The following is a 15,482-nucleotide window of genomic DNA, read 5'->3' on the forward strand; positions in this document are numbered from 1 at the left end:
GGGTCAGCGGGTGGTGGCGGTGCGGAAGGAGCGGACGGCGAGGGGGATGACCACGGCCAGCATGAGGCCGAGGGACACCAGGGCGACGATCACGGGGTGCTGGGCCGGGAGGCCGTCGCGTACGGGGGAGGACGGGTTGCCCCACAGGTCGCGGCACGCGGTGACCACGGCGCTGATGGGATTCCACGCGGCGATGGGCTGGATCCACGAGGGCATGCCGTCGGTGGACAGGAAGGCGCTGGACAGGAACGAGAACAGCACCACGACCAGCGCGCCGACGGCGTCGATGGTCTCCAGGGTGCGGATGACCAGCCCGACCAGCACGCCGACCCACAGCATGGTGTAGACGAACAGCAGCAGGATCCCGTACCCGGCAAGGGCTTCCCACAGTCCGGTGTGGATCCGCCAGCCCAGCAGCAGCCCGGCCAGCGACACCACGACCACGGTCACGGCGGCCAGCACGAGGTCGGCGAGCGTCCGTCCCATGAGGACGCTCGTGCGGGAGATCGGCAGCGACCGCAGGCGATCCATCAACCCGGTGCGCAGGTCGGAGGCGACGCCGATGGCCGACGGCCCGATGCTGGCCAGCCCGACCTGCGCGGCGCAGCCGGCCAGGATGTACTCGTTGTAGTCCCCGGAACCCGGCACCACGATGAAGTTCTTGAACAGGTAGCCCAGCACCAGCATCATCACCAGCGGGTTCATCGCGATGCCGACGAACTTGCCCGGCGCCCGGCGCAGGTGCGTCAGCTGCCGGCCCACCAGCGCGAGGGTGTCGGTGAGCGCCGAACCCCGCTCGCCGATGACGCCGCGTTCGAGCGCGAGGCTCATGACTGTGCACCCTTCCCGGTCAGCGTGAAGAAAACGTCGTCCAGCGACGGCCGGCGCAGCGCGAAGTCGACCACCTCGACGCCGGCCTCGCCCAGCGCGGCGGCGGCCGCCGACACCGCGCCCATGCCGGCCGGCAGCTGGGCGGTGATCGCGCCGCTGTCGGCCGACACGGTCGGCTCGCCGACCGAGATCCGGGCCAGCGCGGCCAGTGCGGCGGCGCGCTGGGTCGGCTGCGCCACCGAGACTTCCAGCCACTCCTCGCCGACCTTGCGCTTGAGCTCGTCCGGCGTGCCCTCGGCGATGACCCGGCCGGTGTCGATGACCACGATGCTGTCGGCCAGCTGGTCGGCCTCCTCCAGGTACTGCGTGGTCAGCAGCACCGTGGTGCCGACGGCCACCTGCTCGCGCACCATCCGCCACAGCAGCACCCGGCTGGTCGGGTCCAGCCCGGTTGTCGGCTCGTCCAGGAACACCACCGGCGGGTCGGCGATCAGGCAGGTGGCCAGGTCCAGCCGCCGCCGCATGCCGCCGGAGTAGGTGCCGGCCGGTCGGTCGGCCGCGTCGGTCAGTTCGAAGCGCTCCAACAGCTCCGTGCTGCGTTCGCGGGCGCGCTTGCGGCCCAGCCGCAGCAAAGTGCCCAGCAGCACCAGGTTCTCCCGCCCGGTGAGCAGCTCGTCCACGGCGGCGTACTGGCCGGCCAGCCCGATGCGGCGGCGCACCTCCCGCGGCTGGGTCAGCACGTCGTAGCCGGCCACCTTGGCCTGCCCGGAATCCGGCCGCAGCAACGTGGCCAGCGTGCGCACGGTGGTGGTCTTGCCGGCGCCGTTGGGGCCCAGCACACCGAGCACGGTGCCCGCCGGCACGGCCAGGTCCACCCCCGTCAGCGCCTCGTGGTCCCCGTAGCGCTTGCGCAGCCCCTCGGCCCAGATCGCGTAGTCCATCTTTCGCTTCCCCTAGCGGTTGGACAGGCCCATCGCCGCGACGGCTGGATGGGGCGAATCGACAGCAGCACCCCGTGGCGAATTCTCCGCCGCTGCCGTCCGGAACGGTCTCCCTCGCCGACAGGCTAGGTGGGACTCCGCCGACGGACAAGGTAAACGGGTGAAATGGGCGTGCCCTTTTCTGGTCCACCGGATCTGTCGACTTGTGCCCCAAGGGGCGGCGTGTTGCGCCACTCGGCCCAGCAGAGTCCCGCTTTTCACCGGCCTTCCCGGGGCGTGCCCGTGACCTTCCGGGAAAAATCGTGACCGGGCCGGGACGTGTCTTGACGCCGGTTTGAGGGCCGGCAACTATGGATGGCGGATTGATCACTGGAGTGACACGCGGGTAAACCGTGTGTTAGGTCGGCTCGTTGGGAGCGTGCCGAACCGGACGTCCGATGATCACTCCGGCGCCGCTGGGGAGCGGCGCCGAGGAGACGGCGGTATCCGAGTCGCTATCTGGGGGTAGAGATGTCACCTGCTGTTTTACTGGTCTTGACGACCGTAGAACAGGTCACCGCGCCGGCCTGACCATCGTCGCGCGCCCGGGGTGGACCGGGCCGCCTGACGAGTGGCGGGCGCTCGCGCCCGCCCACTGGGGATCTTCTTCTGTGCACGTCCCGACCGTGCGCGCCCTCGCGGCGAGCCGGCGGACGTGGCTGTTCGGCGCGCCCGGAAACAGTTTCGTGGCCTGCCTGTAAATGATTCTCACCCCGAATGTGTTCGGGGCTGATTGTCATGCCTTTACCCAATCGCGCTGGTGCCGTGACTGGCGGCACTCGGGGAGCTGTGCATGTCTGAAATGGCTCGTATTCCGTCGTTCGCTGTTATTTCCGGTGCTCAGGTGCGGGACGCGCTCACCGGGCGTGAGAAGCAGGTAACGGAGCTGGTCGAGGCGACGTACCGCATGCACGGCGCCGGTATGACGGTAAATCCGCCGTCATACTTCCTTCGTTTCCCGGACCGGCCGAGTTCACGCATCATCGCGCTGCCGGCCGCGCTGGGCGGCCGCCGGCCGGTGGACGGCATCAAGTGGATCTCGAGCTTCCCGGAGAACGTGGCGGCCGGCATTCCGCGGGCCTCGGCGGTGCTGGTGCTCAACGACCACGCCACCGGCTATCCCTTCGCCTGCATGGAAAGCTCCATCATCAGCGCGACCAGGACGGCGGCCTCGGCCGCGCTGGCCGCCGACTGGCTGACCCGCGACCGCGGCCGCCCGACCCGGGTCGGCTTCTTCGGCGTCGGCCTGATCGCCCGCTACATCCACACCTATCTGGCCGGCACCGGCTGGAGCTTCGACGAGATCGGCGTGCACGACCTGTCGGCCGAGCACGCGAACGGCTTCTCCGACTACCTGCGCCGGTCCGGCGCCACCGCGCGGATCACCGTGCGGGAGAGCGCCGAGGACCTGATCCGTACCAGCGACGTGGTCGTGTTCGCCACCGTGGCCGGCCGGCCGCACGTCACCGAGCTGGCCTGGTTCGACCACAACCCGTTGGTGCTGCACGTGTCCCTGCGCGACCTGGCCCCGGAGATCATCCTCGGCTCGACCAACGTGCTCGACGACGTCGAGCACTGTCTCAAGGCCGACACCTCCCCGCACCTGGCCGAGCAGCTCACCGGCAACCGCGACTTCGTGCACGCCACCCTGCCGGAAGTGCTGGATGGCAAGGCGGATCTGCCGACCGACCGGCCGCTGGTCTTCTCCCCGTTCGGCCTCGGCGTGCTCGACCTCGCCGTCGGCCTGCACGCCTACGACGAGGTGCGCGCCGAGGGCGCGCTGGTCGAGGTCCCGGACTTCTTCGCCGACGTGCACCGCTACGGCAATGCCTGAGCCGGCGTCGGACTCATCCCAGGGGGTCGGCACGTGCCCGTGATCACCAGTCCGCAGGAGTTCAACGTGGAGGACCTCTACGTCGACCTGTCCGCGGTGTTCGACCGCCGGCTGTACCTCAAGTGCGAGGGCTTCAACTTCGCCGGCTCGATCAAGCTCAAGGCGGCCACCAGCATGGTCGACGCGGCCGAGCGGGCCGGCCGGCTCGGGCCCGGCTCGACGCTGGTCGAGTCCTCGTCGGGCAATCTCGGCATCGCGCTGAGCATCATCGCGGCCAGCCGGGGCTACGGCTTCGTGTGCGTCACCGACTCGCGCTGCAACCTGACCACGCGCCAGCTGATGGAGAGCCTGGGCAGCACGGTGCACGTGATCGCCGAGCCGGACCGGGACGGCGGCTTCCTCGGGGCCCGCATCAACTACGTGCGGGCGCTGTGCGCCAGCGACAGCCGGTACGTGTGGCTCAACCAGTACGCCAACCCGGACAACTGGGGCGCGCACTTCCGCACCACCGCGCCGGCCATCGCCCAGCGTTTCCCGGACCTGGACGTGCTTTTCGTCGGCGCCGGCACCACCGGCACGCTGATGGGCTGCGCCCGCTACTTCCACGAGCTGGGACGGAAGGTCCGCATCGTGGCGGTGGACGCGGTCGGCTCGGTGACCTTCGGCGGGCCGCCCAGCCCCCGGATGATCCCCGGCCTCGGCACCAGCGTGCGGCCGCAGCTGCTGGACGAGTCCTATGTGGACGACGTGGTGCACGTGGCCGAGCCGGACACCATCCGCGCCTGCCACCGGCTGGCCAGCCGGGGATTCCTGTTCGGCGGCTCCACCGGGACCGTGGTCGCGGGCGCGCTGAGCTGGCTGGAGGAGCACGCGGACGGCGAGGACGTGACCGCGGTGGCCATCGCGCCCGATCTGGGGGAGCGGTATCTGGACACGCTTTACCAGCGCAACTGGCTGCAGGACATCTACGGCGACCACGTGGTCGCCGCCATCGACGCGCCGGACGCGTACGACGCGCTGGCGCGCTGAACTGGGGGACGGGAGTGCTCGGTGAGGACTGAGGGACCAGGCGACGGTCTACCGCTGTCGGCCGCGCAGACCGAGATCTGGGTGGGCCAACAGCTCGACCCGGGCAACCCGGTCTACAACACCGGCGGCTACGTGGACATCCGGGGCCGGCTGGACGTCGACCGGTACCAGGCGGCGCTGCGGGCGACCGTGCGCGAGGCGCAGACCCTGCGCGTCCGGTTCACCCCGGGCGACGGCGAGCCGCGCCAGGTGGTGCACCCGTTCGTCGACTGGCCGTCGCCGGTCGTCGATCTCACCGCCGCGGCCGACCCGGTGGCCCGCTCGATCGAGCTGATGGAGGCCGATCTGGCGCGGCCGCTGGACTTCGACAGCGGGCCGCTGTTCCGGTTCGTTCTGTTCAAGATCGGGCCCGAGCGCTTCCACCACTATGTGTGCACGCACCACATCGTGCTCGACGGCTTCTCGTACGCCTTGTTCTACAACCGGTTCGCCCGCATCTACGACGCGCTGCGCGACGGCACTGATCCGGCTGCGGGCGCGCTGGCCCCGGTGTCGGAGCTGCTGGACGACGAGGCCGCCTACGCGGCCGGGCCGAAGCCGGCGCGGGACGAGCAGTTCTGGCGCGAGCGTTTCCCCGAAACCCCGGACCTGACCAGCCTTTCCGGCCGCCGGCCGGCGACCCCGCGCGGCTACCTGCGGCGTTCCTCCGTGCTGCCGGGGGTGATGGCCGAGGTCAAGGCGGCGTCGTGGCAGGCGCGGGTGGCGTGGCCGACCTTCGTCATCGCCGCGGCCGGCGCGTACGTGCAGCGCATGACCGACAGCGACACCGTCATGCTCACCCTGCCCGCCACCGCGCGCACCGGCGCGAAGGCGCGGGCGGTGCCGGGCATGCGGGCCAACTTCCTGCCGCTGCAACTGCGCGTCGGCCCGGCGACCACCCGGGCCCAGCTGCTCGAACAGGCCGGTGAGCAGGTCGGATCGACCGTGCGCCACCAGCATTTCCGGGGCCGGCAGGTGCGGCAGCTGATGGGGCTGGACCACGCCGACCAGCGCCCGTTCGGGCCGACCGTGAACGTGCTCGACTACGGCGCGAGCTTCGCCATCGGCGACTGCGTCGGTACGATGAACGACCTGAGCAGCGGGCCGGTGGAGGACTTCCAGATCACCGCCTACGAGACCTCGGACGGCGAGCTGGGATTCCACTTCAACGCCAATCCCGAGACCTACCGCGAGGACGAGCTGGTCGCGCACCAGCGGCGGTTCCTCGACTATTTGACCGCCTTCGCGACCGTCGACGCCGACCGGTCGTTGAGCCGGATCGACGTGGTGGACGCGGTCGAGCGGCAGAAGTTGCTGGTGGAGTGGAACAACTCCGCTCGTGACGGTGGCTTTGAGGGTGTGGTGGAACGGGTTCGGCGGGCCAACCCGTCGTCGGTCGCCGTGGTCGACGACAACGGGCCCGTGACCTACGGGTCGTTGGTGCGGCGGGCGAGTCTGGTTTCGCGTGTGGTGGAGCCGGGTTCGTTGGTGGCGGTGTTGTCGGATCGTAGTTCGCGGTTTGTGGCGGCGGTGTTGGGTGTGTTGGGTGCTGGTGGCGCGTATGTGCCGTTGGATGTGCATGCCCCGGTGGCTCGGATCTCGTCGTTGCTGGTGGACAGTGGTGTTCGGCTGTTGTTGGTGGCACCGGAGTTCATCGAGTTGGCGGCCGAGGTGGTGCCGCTGGACGGGTCGGTCCGGGTCGTTGTGTTGGGCGACCGTGAAGACACCGAGTTGGCTCCGGTCGTTGGTGGCGAGGACGATCTGGCGTATGTGATCTTCACGTCGGGGTCGACGGGCAAGCCCAAGGGTGCGATGGTGCATCGGCGGGGCATGGTGAATCACCTGTTGGCCAAGGCTGAGGATCTTGGGGTTTCGGCTGCTGATGTGGTGGTGCAGAACGCGCCGTTGACGTTCGACATCTCGGTGTGGCAGATGTTGTTGCCGCTGATCGTCGGCGGCACGGTTCGGGTGGTCGGGCGTTCTACCGCCGCCGACCCGGATGCCCTGTTCTCGGTGCCGTGCACGGTGTTGGAGGTCGTGCCGTCTTTGCTGCGGGCGGCGTTGGACGGCTGGGACTCCGGGGCCTCGCTGCCTGATCTTTCTGGCCTGCGCTGGCTGGTGGTAACGGGTGAGGCGTTACCGCCGGATCTGTGTGTGCGGTGGTTCGACCGGTACCCGTTGATTCCGCTGGTCAACGCCTACGGGCCGACGGAGTGCTCGGACGATGTGACGCACGCGGTGATCCGGGCCGCCGACTCGCTGGGTGATGTGCGAGTCCCGATCGGCCGGGTGGTCCGCAACACGCAGCTGTATGTGCTGGGTGACGGCTTGCAGCCGGTGCCGGTGGGTGTGCCCGGCGAGCTGTACGTGGGCGGCACCGGTGTTGGCCATGGGTATCTCCACAACACCCCTCGCACGGCCGTGTCCTTTGTCGCCGACCCGTTCTCGACCGTGCCCGGTGCGCGCATGTACCGCACCGGCGACCGGGTTCGCTATCTGCCGGACGGGCAGCTGGAGTTCTTGGAGCGTAGGGACTTCCAGGTGAAGGTGCGGGGTCACCGCATCGAGTTGGGCGAGGTCGAGGCGGCCCTGCGGGCGGTGCCGGCGATCACCGATGTCGTCGTGGACGTCCGCACGGACACGGCCGGTCAGCAGCGCCTGGTCGGGTACGTGGTCGGCGAGGTCGAGCCGGCGGCGGTGCGCGAGCACGTCGCCGAGGTGTTGCCGGAGTACATGGTCCCGTCGGTGGTGATGGTCCTTGAGGCGCTTCCGTTGACGGCCAACGGCAAGGTCGACCGCAAGACGCTGCCGGTGCCGGAAGCCGCGGCCCAGGGTGGGGGTCGGGCCGCGCGGGGCCCGCAGGAGGAGATCCTCTGCGCCCTGTTCGCCGAGGTGCTGGGGCTGCCGTCCGCCGGGGTGGACGAGAGCTTCTTCGAGCTGGGCGGCCATTCGCTGCTGGCGACCCGCCTGGTCAGCCGGGTTCGCTCGGTGCTGGGCGTGGAGTTGCCGGTCCGGGTCCTGTTCGACGCCCCGACCGTCGCCGAGCTGGCCGAACAGCTCAACGGCGAGGTCGACGTCCGCCCGGCCCTGGTCCCGGCACAGCGCCCCGAGGTGGTGCCGCTGTCGTTCTCGCAGCGGCGGCTGTGGTTCCTGAACCGGCTCGAAGGCGCCGCGTCGGCGGCCTACAACGTGGCCTCGGTCGTGCACCTCACCGGCCCGCTGAACACCGATGCCCTGGTGGCCGCGGTCGGCGACCTGGTGGCTCGGCACGAGAGCCTGCGCACGGTGTACCCGGACGTCAACGGCGTCCCGCGCCAGCTGGTGCTCGACCCGGCGGCGATCTCCCTGATCGTGCCGACCACCGAGATCGCGGAGTCCACACTGGACGCTGCCGTGCGGGAGACGGCGGCCAGGGGCTTCGATGTGGCGACAGAACTCCCGGTTCGCGCCCATCTGTTCACGGTGGACACCGACCGGCACGCCCTGGTGATGGTCGTGCACCACGTGGCCGCCGACGGCTGGTCCATGGTCCCGGCCTTCCGTGACCTGGCCGATTCCTATGCCGCCCGGGCCGCCGGCCAGGTGCCTGACCTGACGCCGCTTCCCGTGCAGTACGCCGACTTCACGCTGTGGCAGCACGAGTTGCTGGGCAGTGAGGACGACCCCGACAGCGTGGTGTCCAAGCAGCTGGAGTTCTGGAAGGGCGCGCTGGCCGATCTGCCCGACCAGATCGAGCTGCCGACCGACCACCCGAGGCCGGCGGTCACCAGCTACCGGGGCGACCGCGTCGACTTCGAGCTCGGACCCGAGCTGCACGCCCGCATCGCCGAGCTGGCCAAGACCAACGGCGCCACCGTGTTCATGGTGTTGCAGGCCGCGCTGGCGGCGCTGCTGTCCAAACTGGGGGCGGGCAACGACATTCCCCTCGGCACGCCGGTCGCCGGCCGCACCGACGAGGCCCTGGACGACCTGGTCGGCTTTTTCGTCAACACCCTGGTGCTGCGCAACGACGTCTCGGGTGACCCGAGCTTCGCCGACCTGATCGCCCGGGTGCGGGCGGTGGACCTCGCCGCGTACGCCCACCAGGACGTGCCGTTCGAGCGGCTGGTCGACGTGATCAACCCGACCCGCTCGCTGGCCCGGCAGCCGCTGTTCCAGGTCATGCTGGTGTTCCAGAACAACGCGACCTCCGACCTGGCACTGTCCGGAATGGACACCGAGGTGCGACCCGTGCCCACCGGCACGGCCAAGTTCGACCTGACTTTCGAGTTCGCCGAGCGGCCCGGGCACGGCGGCCTGACCGCCGTCGCCGAGTACAGCACCGACCTGTACGAGGCCGACACCGTGCGGGCGCTGGCCGGTCGCCTGGTGCGGCTGCTGACCGCGCTGGTCGAGGAGCCGGACCGGCCGCTGAGCGGGTTCGACGTGCTCGACCCGCAGGAGCGCCACCGCATTCTGCACCAGTGGAACGACCATGTCGTCGACATCCCGAACGGCACCATTCCCGACGGCTTCGAGGCCCAGGCGGCCGCCACCCCCGAGGCGATCGCGGTCGTGTTCGAGGGAACCCGCCTGACCTACCGTGAGCTCAACGAGCGGGCCAACCAGCTGGCCCGCCGGCTGGTGAAGCTGGGCGTCGGCGCCGAGCAGATCGTCGCCCTTGCCCTGCCCCGCTCGGCCGAGATGATCGTCGCCGTGCTCGGCGTGCAGAAGGCCGGCGCGGCCTACCTGCCCGTCGATCCGGACTACCCGCCGGACCGCATCGCCTACCTGTTCGCCGACGCCCGCCCGGCCCTGGCCATCACCACGGCCGCCACCGTCGATGTGGTGCCGCGTGGCGTGTCCCGGCTGTTGCTGGACCGGCCACTGTCCGAACAGGACAGTTCCAATCTCACCGATGCCGACCGGATCCGGCCGATCACCAAGCACAGCCCGGCCTACGTCATCTACACCTCGGGCTCGACCGGCCAGCCCAAGGGCGTGGTGCTGCCGCACGCCGGCATCGTCGCGATGACCGCCGAGCAGCGGCTGCGCTTCGGCATCGGGTCGGACACCCGGCTGCTCCAGTTCGCCTCGCTCAGCTTCGACGCGGCCTGCTGGGAGATCAACACGGCGTTGCTGTGCGGGGCCACGCTGGTGGTGGCCTCGGCCGACGAACGGGCCGGCGGCGCCGCGGTGGCCGAGCTGATCAGCCGGGAGCGGGTGAACCTGGGCGTGCTCTCGCCGACCGTGGTCGCCGCGTTCCCGCCGGACATCACCCTGCCCACCGACCTGGTGTTCATCCTGGCCGGCGAGGCCTGCCCGCCGGAGCTGGTGGAGCGCTGGTCGGCCGACCGGGCGATGATCAACGCGTACGGGCCGACCGAGGCCACCGTGTGCGTGACGATGAGCTCGCCGCTGAGCACGGCCAACGCCAAGCCGCCGATCGGCCGGCCGCTGGCCAACACCCGGCTCTACGTGCTCGACCAGGCCCTGCGGCCGGTGCCCGTCGGCATTCCCGGCGAGCTCTACATCGCCGGCGTCGGCGCGGGTCTGGCCCGCGGCTACCTCAACCGGCCGGCGCTGACCGGGTCGCGCTTCGTCGCCGATCCGTACGGCGAGCCGGGCACGCGCATGTACCGCACCGGTGACCTGGTGCGGTGGACCGCCAACGGCGAGTTGGATTACGTCGGACGCGCCGACAACCAGGTCAAGATCCGCGGCTTCCGCATCGAGCTCGGCGAGGTCGAGTCGGCGGTCGCGAGTCACATCGCTGTCGCCCAGGTCGCCGCCGTGGTCCGTGAGGACCGGCCGGGCGACAAGCGGCTGGTGGCCTACGTGGTGCCGGCGGCCGAGATCGAGATCAAGGCGCTGCGCGAGCACACGGCCCACCAGGTGCCGGACTACATGGTGCCGTCGGCCTTCGTGTTGCTGGACCGGATCCCGTTGACCACCAACGGAAAGCTCGACACCAAGGCACTGCCCGCCCCCGACTACGCCAAGGTCGTCGGCGCGACCGAGGCCCGCACCCGGTCGGAGGAGATCGTCGTCGGGCTGTTCGCCGAGGTGCTGGGGCTGCCGCGGGTCGGTGTCGACGACAACTTCTTCGAGCTGGGCGGGGACAGCATCCTGGCCATCCAGGTGGTCAGCCGGGCCCGCAACGCCGGCCTGGTGCTCAGCCCGCGGGACGTCTTCCTGCACAAGACCGCCGAGGCAGTGGCGGCGGCGGCCGAGGACGTCGGCGACGTGGCCGAGATCAGCGACGACGGGGTCGGCGAGGTCGGCCTGACGCCGATCGTGCACTGGCTGGCCGAGCAGTCCGGCTCGGTGACCGGGTTCCAGCAGTGCGCGGTCGTGCAGACGCCGGCCGGGGCCGACTACACGACGCTCGCCGCCGCGTTGCAGGCCGTGCTCGACCACCACGACGTGCTACGGATGCGCTTGCACCGCAAGGAATCCTGGCGCTTGGAGGTCCGTCCGCCCGGCGCCGTCGCCGCGACCGACTGCCTGATCCGGGTCGACGCCGCCGGGGCCAACGAGGACACGGTGCGGGCGCTGGTGATCGCGCAAGGTGCGGCCGCACAAGCCGGCCTGGACCCCGACGCCGGGCAGATGGTCCGCGCGGTGTGGCTGGACGCCGGTCCCGACCGGCCGGGCCGCTTGATCCTTGTGTTGCACCACTTGGTGGTCGACGGCGTGTCGTGGCGGATCCTGTTGCCGGACCTGGAGTCGGCGTGGACCGCCCTGGCCGACGGGGCCGCGCCGGAGCTCGCGCCGGTCGGCACGAGTTTCCGCCGCTGGGCCGAGGTCCTGGCGGCCGAGGCTGCCAGCGTGCTGCGGGCCGACGAGCTGCCGACCTGGCTGGCGATGACCGCCGAGCCGGAACGTCCTTTGGGCACTGGGGAACTGGACCCGACCCGGGACGTCTTCGGCACCGCGCGCCGGCTGCGGCTGACCCTGTCCGAGGAGCAGACGGTCGCGTTGCTGACCGAGGTGCCGGCGGTGTTCCACGCCGAGATCAACGACGTGCTGCTGGCCGGCTTCGCCTTGGCGGTGGCCGATTGGCGCCGGCGCCGGGGCGAACCCGGCAACGGCGTCCTGATCGAGATGGAGGGCCACGGCCGCGAGGACATCGGCGAACGTGTCGACCTGTCCCGCACGGTCGGCTGGTTCACCAGCGTCAACCCGATCCGACTGGACCCCGGGCCGGTCGACTTCGCCCAGGTGTGGGCGGGCGGGCCGGTGGTCGGCGATGTGCTCAAGCGGGTCAAGGAACAGCTGCGGGCGGTGCCCGACAAGGGGATCGGCTACGGCCTGCTGCGCCACCTCAACCCGACGACCGCCGCCGTGCTGGCCCGGCGGCCCCGGCCGCAGATCGGCTTCAACTACCTCGGCCGCATGAGCACGCCGAAGCCGCAGGACTGGGCGGTCAGCGCCGAACAGGAGGCGCTCGGCGGGGCCGGCGCGGACCCGAGCATGTCGCTGCCGCACTTGGTCGACGTCAACGCGATCACCGAGGACCGGCCGGAAGGCCCGCGCCTGGTCGCCACCTGGACGTGGGCCGGGCGGCTGCTGGCCGAGCCGGCGGTGGACGAGCTGGCCCGCGGCTGGTTCCGCGCCCTGGAGGCGCTGATCGAGCACGCCCGCCGGCCCGACGCCGGCGGGTACACGCCCTCGGACCTCTCGCTGGTGTCGCTGACCCAGGAAGACATCGACGAGTTCGAACTGGAAGCTGAGGAATGGTCATGACGAATCCGTTCGACGACCAGGACGGGCGCTTTCTCGTCCTGGCCAACAACGAGGGTCAGCACTGCCTTTGGCCCATTTTTGCCGAGGTCCCCGTGGGCTGGTCGGTGGTGCACGGAGAGGACAGTCGGCAGGGGTCACTCGACTACGTGGAGCAGCATTGGACGGATATGCGTCCGGCAAGCCTGCGAGGTGCGTGAATAACGAGAGAACTGTCCCGGGTTTTCTTGCGCGCACCTGCCGGTAGGGTTATCTTGGGTACTCCCCGAATGGGGTTCCGGTAGAGATCTGTATCACCGTCGTGTCCATTGGTGTGTCCGTTGTTCGTGGGGAGCGCGGCGCAGGTTCGGCGGTGAAGAATGGTGGGGTGGAAACATGACCATGTCCATTGACGAACGCAGTGTCAAGATCAAGGAAATCGTCTGCAGAATTCTTGAGCTCGACGAGGACGAGGTGACCGACACCAGCCTCTTCCAGGAGGAGCACGGCGCCGACTCGTTGCGCGCCATCGAGATCCTGGCCTCGGTCGAGAAGGAGTTCAACATCGTCATCGACCAGGACAAGCTGTCCGAGCTGGTCAACCTGAAGGGCGTCTACGACGTCGTCGCCGACGCGGCCGGCTGGTAGGCCGAAACATTCTGGCGGCACGGGGGCGGCACGCACATGCCGCTCCCGTGCCGGTGGGGAACGCGGGAGGGGGAATAATGTCCCATGTGGTTTCCGGCGCGGCCTCCGGGCTACCGCGCCGGGTTGTCCTGACCGGTCTTGGGGTTGTCTCCAGCATCGGGATCGGGGTGGATGAATACACCGAGGGCATCCGCTCCGGGCGCAGTGGGGTGAGCCCCATCTCGGCGTTCGACACCGAGGGCTTCGCCCATTCCAACGGGGCCGAGGTGGTCGGCTTCGACCCGACCGGCTGGATCAGCAATGTGCCGGTCGAGCAGCTGGGCCGGGCCAGCCGGTTCGCGACCGCGGCCGCCAGAATGGCCGTCGAGGACGCGGGCCTGGCCGAGGGTGAGCTGTCCCGGCGGCGCGGCCTGGTGTCCATCGGCACCACCGACGGCGAGGCCTTCGAGATGGACGGCCTGGTCGACGTGGAGCTGGCCGACGGGCCGGGCGGCTTCGACCCGGTGCGGGTGCGCCGGACGCCGGCCTCGCGGCTGTCCACGGCCATCGCCCAGGAGCTGCGGCTGTCCAATGTGGAGACTTCCACCATCGGCACCGCCTGCTCGGCCGGCAACTACTCGATCGGCTACGGCTTCGACGCGGTGCGCTTCGGCGAGGCCGAGTTCGCGCTCTGCGGCGGCGCGGACGCGGTGTGCCGCAAGACCTTCGCCGGCTTCTACCGGCTGGGCACGATCGCGCCGGAGTGCTGCCAGCCCTTCGACGTCAACCGGCAGGGCATCCTGACCGGCGAGGGCGCGGGCGTGCTGCTGCTGGAGTCGCTGGACTCGGCCCTGGCCCGCGGCGCGCGCATCTACGCCGAGGTGCTGGGCTACGGCCTCAACTGCGACGCGCACCACCCGGTCGCGCCCAACCAGCAGAGCGTGGCCCGGTGCATCGAGCTGGCACTGGAGAACGCCGGCGTCAAACCGTCCGAAGTGGACCTGATCTCGGCCCACGGCACCGGCACCAAGGCCAACGACATCTGCGAGACCGCGGCCATCCGCGAGGTCTACGGCGGCCAGCCGCCGCGCACGGTGTCGCTGAAGTCCATGCTGGGCCACACCATGGGCGCGGCCAGCGCGCTGGCCGCCGCGGCCTGCTCGCTGGCGATCCGGCACGGGTTCATCCCGCCGACGATCAACCACGTGGAGACCGACCCCGAGTGCGGCATCGACTGCGTGCCCAACGTGGCGGTCGAGGCCGACCTGAAGATCGTGCAGAACAACGGGCTCGCGTTCGCCGGCAACAACGCGATCGTGGTGCTGGGCAAGTACGAGGGGGACCGGTGACCGCCGACCGCATGATGATCACCGGCTGGTCCGTGGTCAGCCCGTACGGGGTCGGCCGCGACGCCTTCGTCGACGGCGTGCGCGGCGGCCGCGTCACCGCGTCCGATGTGGACGGTGAACGCTGGCAGGTCCCCGACCGCCGGGCCAGCCTGGTCCCCGGCTTCGACGTGCGGGAGGCGCTGGGCAAGAAGGGCACCCGCTCGATGGACCGGGTCACCGGCCTGGCCGTCACCGCGGTGGGCCGGTTGATCAAGGACGCCGAGGGCAACCAGATCGTCGACACCGGGCCGGACACCGGCCTGGTGCTGGGCACCACCACCGGCAGCGCCCAGTCCATGATGGACTTCACCCGCTCATCGCTGACCGCCGAGCAGCCCTTCTACGTCGACCCGTCGCTGTTCCCCAACACCACCATGAACTGCGCGGCCGGCCAGTGCGCGATCTGGTACCAGCTCAAGGGGCCCAACACCACGATCGCCGGCGGCCGCACCGCGGGCCTGACCGCCCTGACCTACGGCCGCCGGCTGCTGCGGTCCCGGCGGGCGGCCAAGGTTCTGGTCGGCGGCGTCGAGGAGTACAGCAACGCCCGGTCCTGGCTGGACTTCCACAGCCGGGGCGGCGACGACGCGGTGCTGGGCGAGGGCTGCGTCATACTGCTGATGGAGCCGGCCGACACCGTCGGCGCGTACGGGGAGCCGCTGGCCGAGCTGCTCGCGGTCGAAACCGCCGCCTACCTGGACAACGACCCGCGGCCGGCCCTCGAAGCTCGCGTCGGGAGCGTCCTGGCCCAGGCCGGCGTTGAACCGTCCGAGGTGTGGGCGGCGGTCGCGTCGCAGGCCCCGGACGCCACCAACGAGGTCGAGAAGGCCGTGCTCACCGAGGTTTTCGGCGCGCCGGCGGTCGACCGGATCACCACCGGCGACCTGATCGGCGACACGGCCGCCGCCTCCGTGTCGTTCCAGATCGCCTCCCTGCTGGCGGCGGCCGAGCGCGACCCCGAGGCGGCCGGCAAGGTCGTGCTGGTCAGCTCCGTGGACCGCAGCGGAACCGTCGGCTGCGCCGTGCTCCGGCTCATGGGGCAGGTGTGAG

9 protein-coding genes are annotated in these 15,482 nt (G+C 70.5%); 7 read left to right on the forward strand and 2 right to left on the reverse strand.

Features of this window, described 5'->3' with window-relative positions; all coding sequences use genetic code 11:
• Nucleotides 1-3 precede the first annotated feature (3 nt).
• Together ACIG5F_RS12545 and ACIG5F_RS12550 are read right to left on the reverse strand one after the other, a co-directional pair.
• Entirely contained in the window at nucleotides 4-831 is an 828-nt protein-coding gene (locus tag ACIG5F_RS12545; RefSeq protein ID WP_396517734.1) for an ABC transporter permease, read from the reverse strand.
• Complete coding sequence (locus tag ACIG5F_RS12550) at nucleotides 828-1,772, reverse strand: ATP-binding cassette domain-containing protein (RefSeq protein WP_396517736.1); 945 nt, start codon at nucleotides 1,770-1,772, stop codon at nucleotides 828-830. The genes ACIG5F_RS12545 and ACIG5F_RS12550 overlap by 4 nt, the downstream gene beginning before the upstream one ends.
• Before the next feature lie 832 nt (nucleotides 1,773-2,604).
• Here ACIG5F_RS12550 and sbnB point away from each other — a divergent pair.
• The 7 genes from sbnB (at nucleotide 2,605) to ACIG5F_RS12585 (ending at nucleotide 15,481) form a co-directional block, all read left to right on the forward strand.
• Nucleotides 2,605-3,645: a 2,3-diaminopropionate biosynthesis protein SbnB gene (gene sbnB / locus ACIG5F_RS12555; protein WP_396517737.1), complete on the forward strand. Its 1,041-nt coding sequence runs from the start codon at nucleotides 2,605-2,607 to the stop codon at nucleotides 3,643-3,645.
• A gap of 33 nt (nucleotides 3,646-3,678) precedes the next feature.
• Nucleotides 3,679-4,674 (forward strand): 2,3-diaminopropionate biosynthesis protein SbnA, encoded by a 996-nt coding sequence (gene sbnA / locus ACIG5F_RS12560; RefSeq protein WP_396517738.1) that lies wholly within the window; start codon nucleotides 3,679-3,681, stop codon nucleotides 4,672-4,674.
• Between the two features lie 21 nt (nucleotides 4,675-4,695).
• Nucleotides 4,696-12,441 (forward strand): amino acid adenylation domain-containing protein, encoded by a 7,746-nt coding sequence (locus ACIG5F_RS12565; protein WP_396517739.1) that lies wholly within the window; start codon nucleotides 4,696-4,698, stop codon nucleotides 12,439-12,441.
• Nucleotides 12,438-12,638: an MbtH family protein gene (locus ACIG5F_RS12570; RefSeq protein WP_396517740.1), complete on the forward strand. Its 201-nt coding sequence runs from the start codon at nucleotides 12,438-12,440 to the stop codon at nucleotides 12,636-12,638. The genes ACIG5F_RS12565 and ACIG5F_RS12570 overlap by 4 nt, the downstream gene beginning before the upstream one ends.
• Nucleotides 12,639-12,813: 175 nt before the next feature.
• Nucleotides 12,814-13,065 carry an acyl carrier protein gene (locus ACIG5F_RS12575; protein ID WP_396517741.1) on the forward strand — a complete coding sequence of 84 codons (252 nt, stop codon included), beginning with the start codon at nucleotides 12,814-12,816 and terminating at the stop codon, nucleotides 13,063-13,065.
• A 77-nt stretch (nucleotides 13,066-13,142) separates the two neighbouring features.
• Entirely contained in the window at nucleotides 13,143-14,393 is a 1,251-nt protein-coding gene (locus tag ACIG5F_RS12580; protein ID WP_396517742.1) for a beta-ketoacyl-[acyl-carrier-protein] synthase family protein, read from the forward strand.
• Entirely contained in the window at nucleotides 14,390-15,481 is a 1,092-nt protein-coding gene (locus ACIG5F_RS12585; protein ID WP_396517743.1) for a beta-ketoacyl synthase N-terminal-like domain-containing protein, read from the forward strand. The genes ACIG5F_RS12580 and ACIG5F_RS12585 overlap by 4 nt, the downstream gene beginning before the upstream one ends.
• The last annotated feature ends 1 nt before the right edge of the window (nucleotide 15,482 follow it).

This window comes from Kutzneria sp. NPDC052558 (genome assembly GCF_044547355.1).
Classification (GTDB): Bacteria; Actinomycetota; Actinomycetes; order Mycobacteriales; family Pseudonocardiaceae; genus Kutzneria.

What these genes read in the sequence shown, in the direction of transcription:
- ACIG5F_RS12550 (WP_396517736.1), bottom strand. Translation starts at nt 1,772, where the DNA reads ATGGACTACGCGATCTGGGCCGAGGGGCTGCGCAAGCGCTACGGGGAC.
- ACIG5F_RS12575 (WP_396517741.1), top strand. Translation starts at nt 12,814, where the DNA reads ATGACCATGTCCATTGACGAACGCAGTGTCAAGATCAAGGAAATCGTC.
- sbnB (WP_396517737.1), top strand. Translation starts at nt 2,605, where the DNA reads ATGTCTGAAATGGCTCGTATTCCGTCGTTCGCTGTTATTTCCGGTGCT.
- ACIG5F_RS12545 (WP_396517734.1), bottom strand. Translation starts at nt 831, where the DNA reads ATGAGCCTCGCGCTCGAACGCGGCGTCATCGGCGAGCGGGGTTCGGCG.
- ACIG5F_RS12570 (WP_396517740.1), top strand. Translation starts at nt 12,438, where the DNA reads ATGACGAATCCGTTCGACGACCAGGACGGGCGCTTTCTCGTCCTGGCC.
- ACIG5F_RS12580 (WP_396517742.1), top strand. Translation starts at nt 13,143, where the DNA reads ATGTCCCATGTGGTTTCCGGCGCGGCCTCCGGGCTACCGCGCCGGGTT.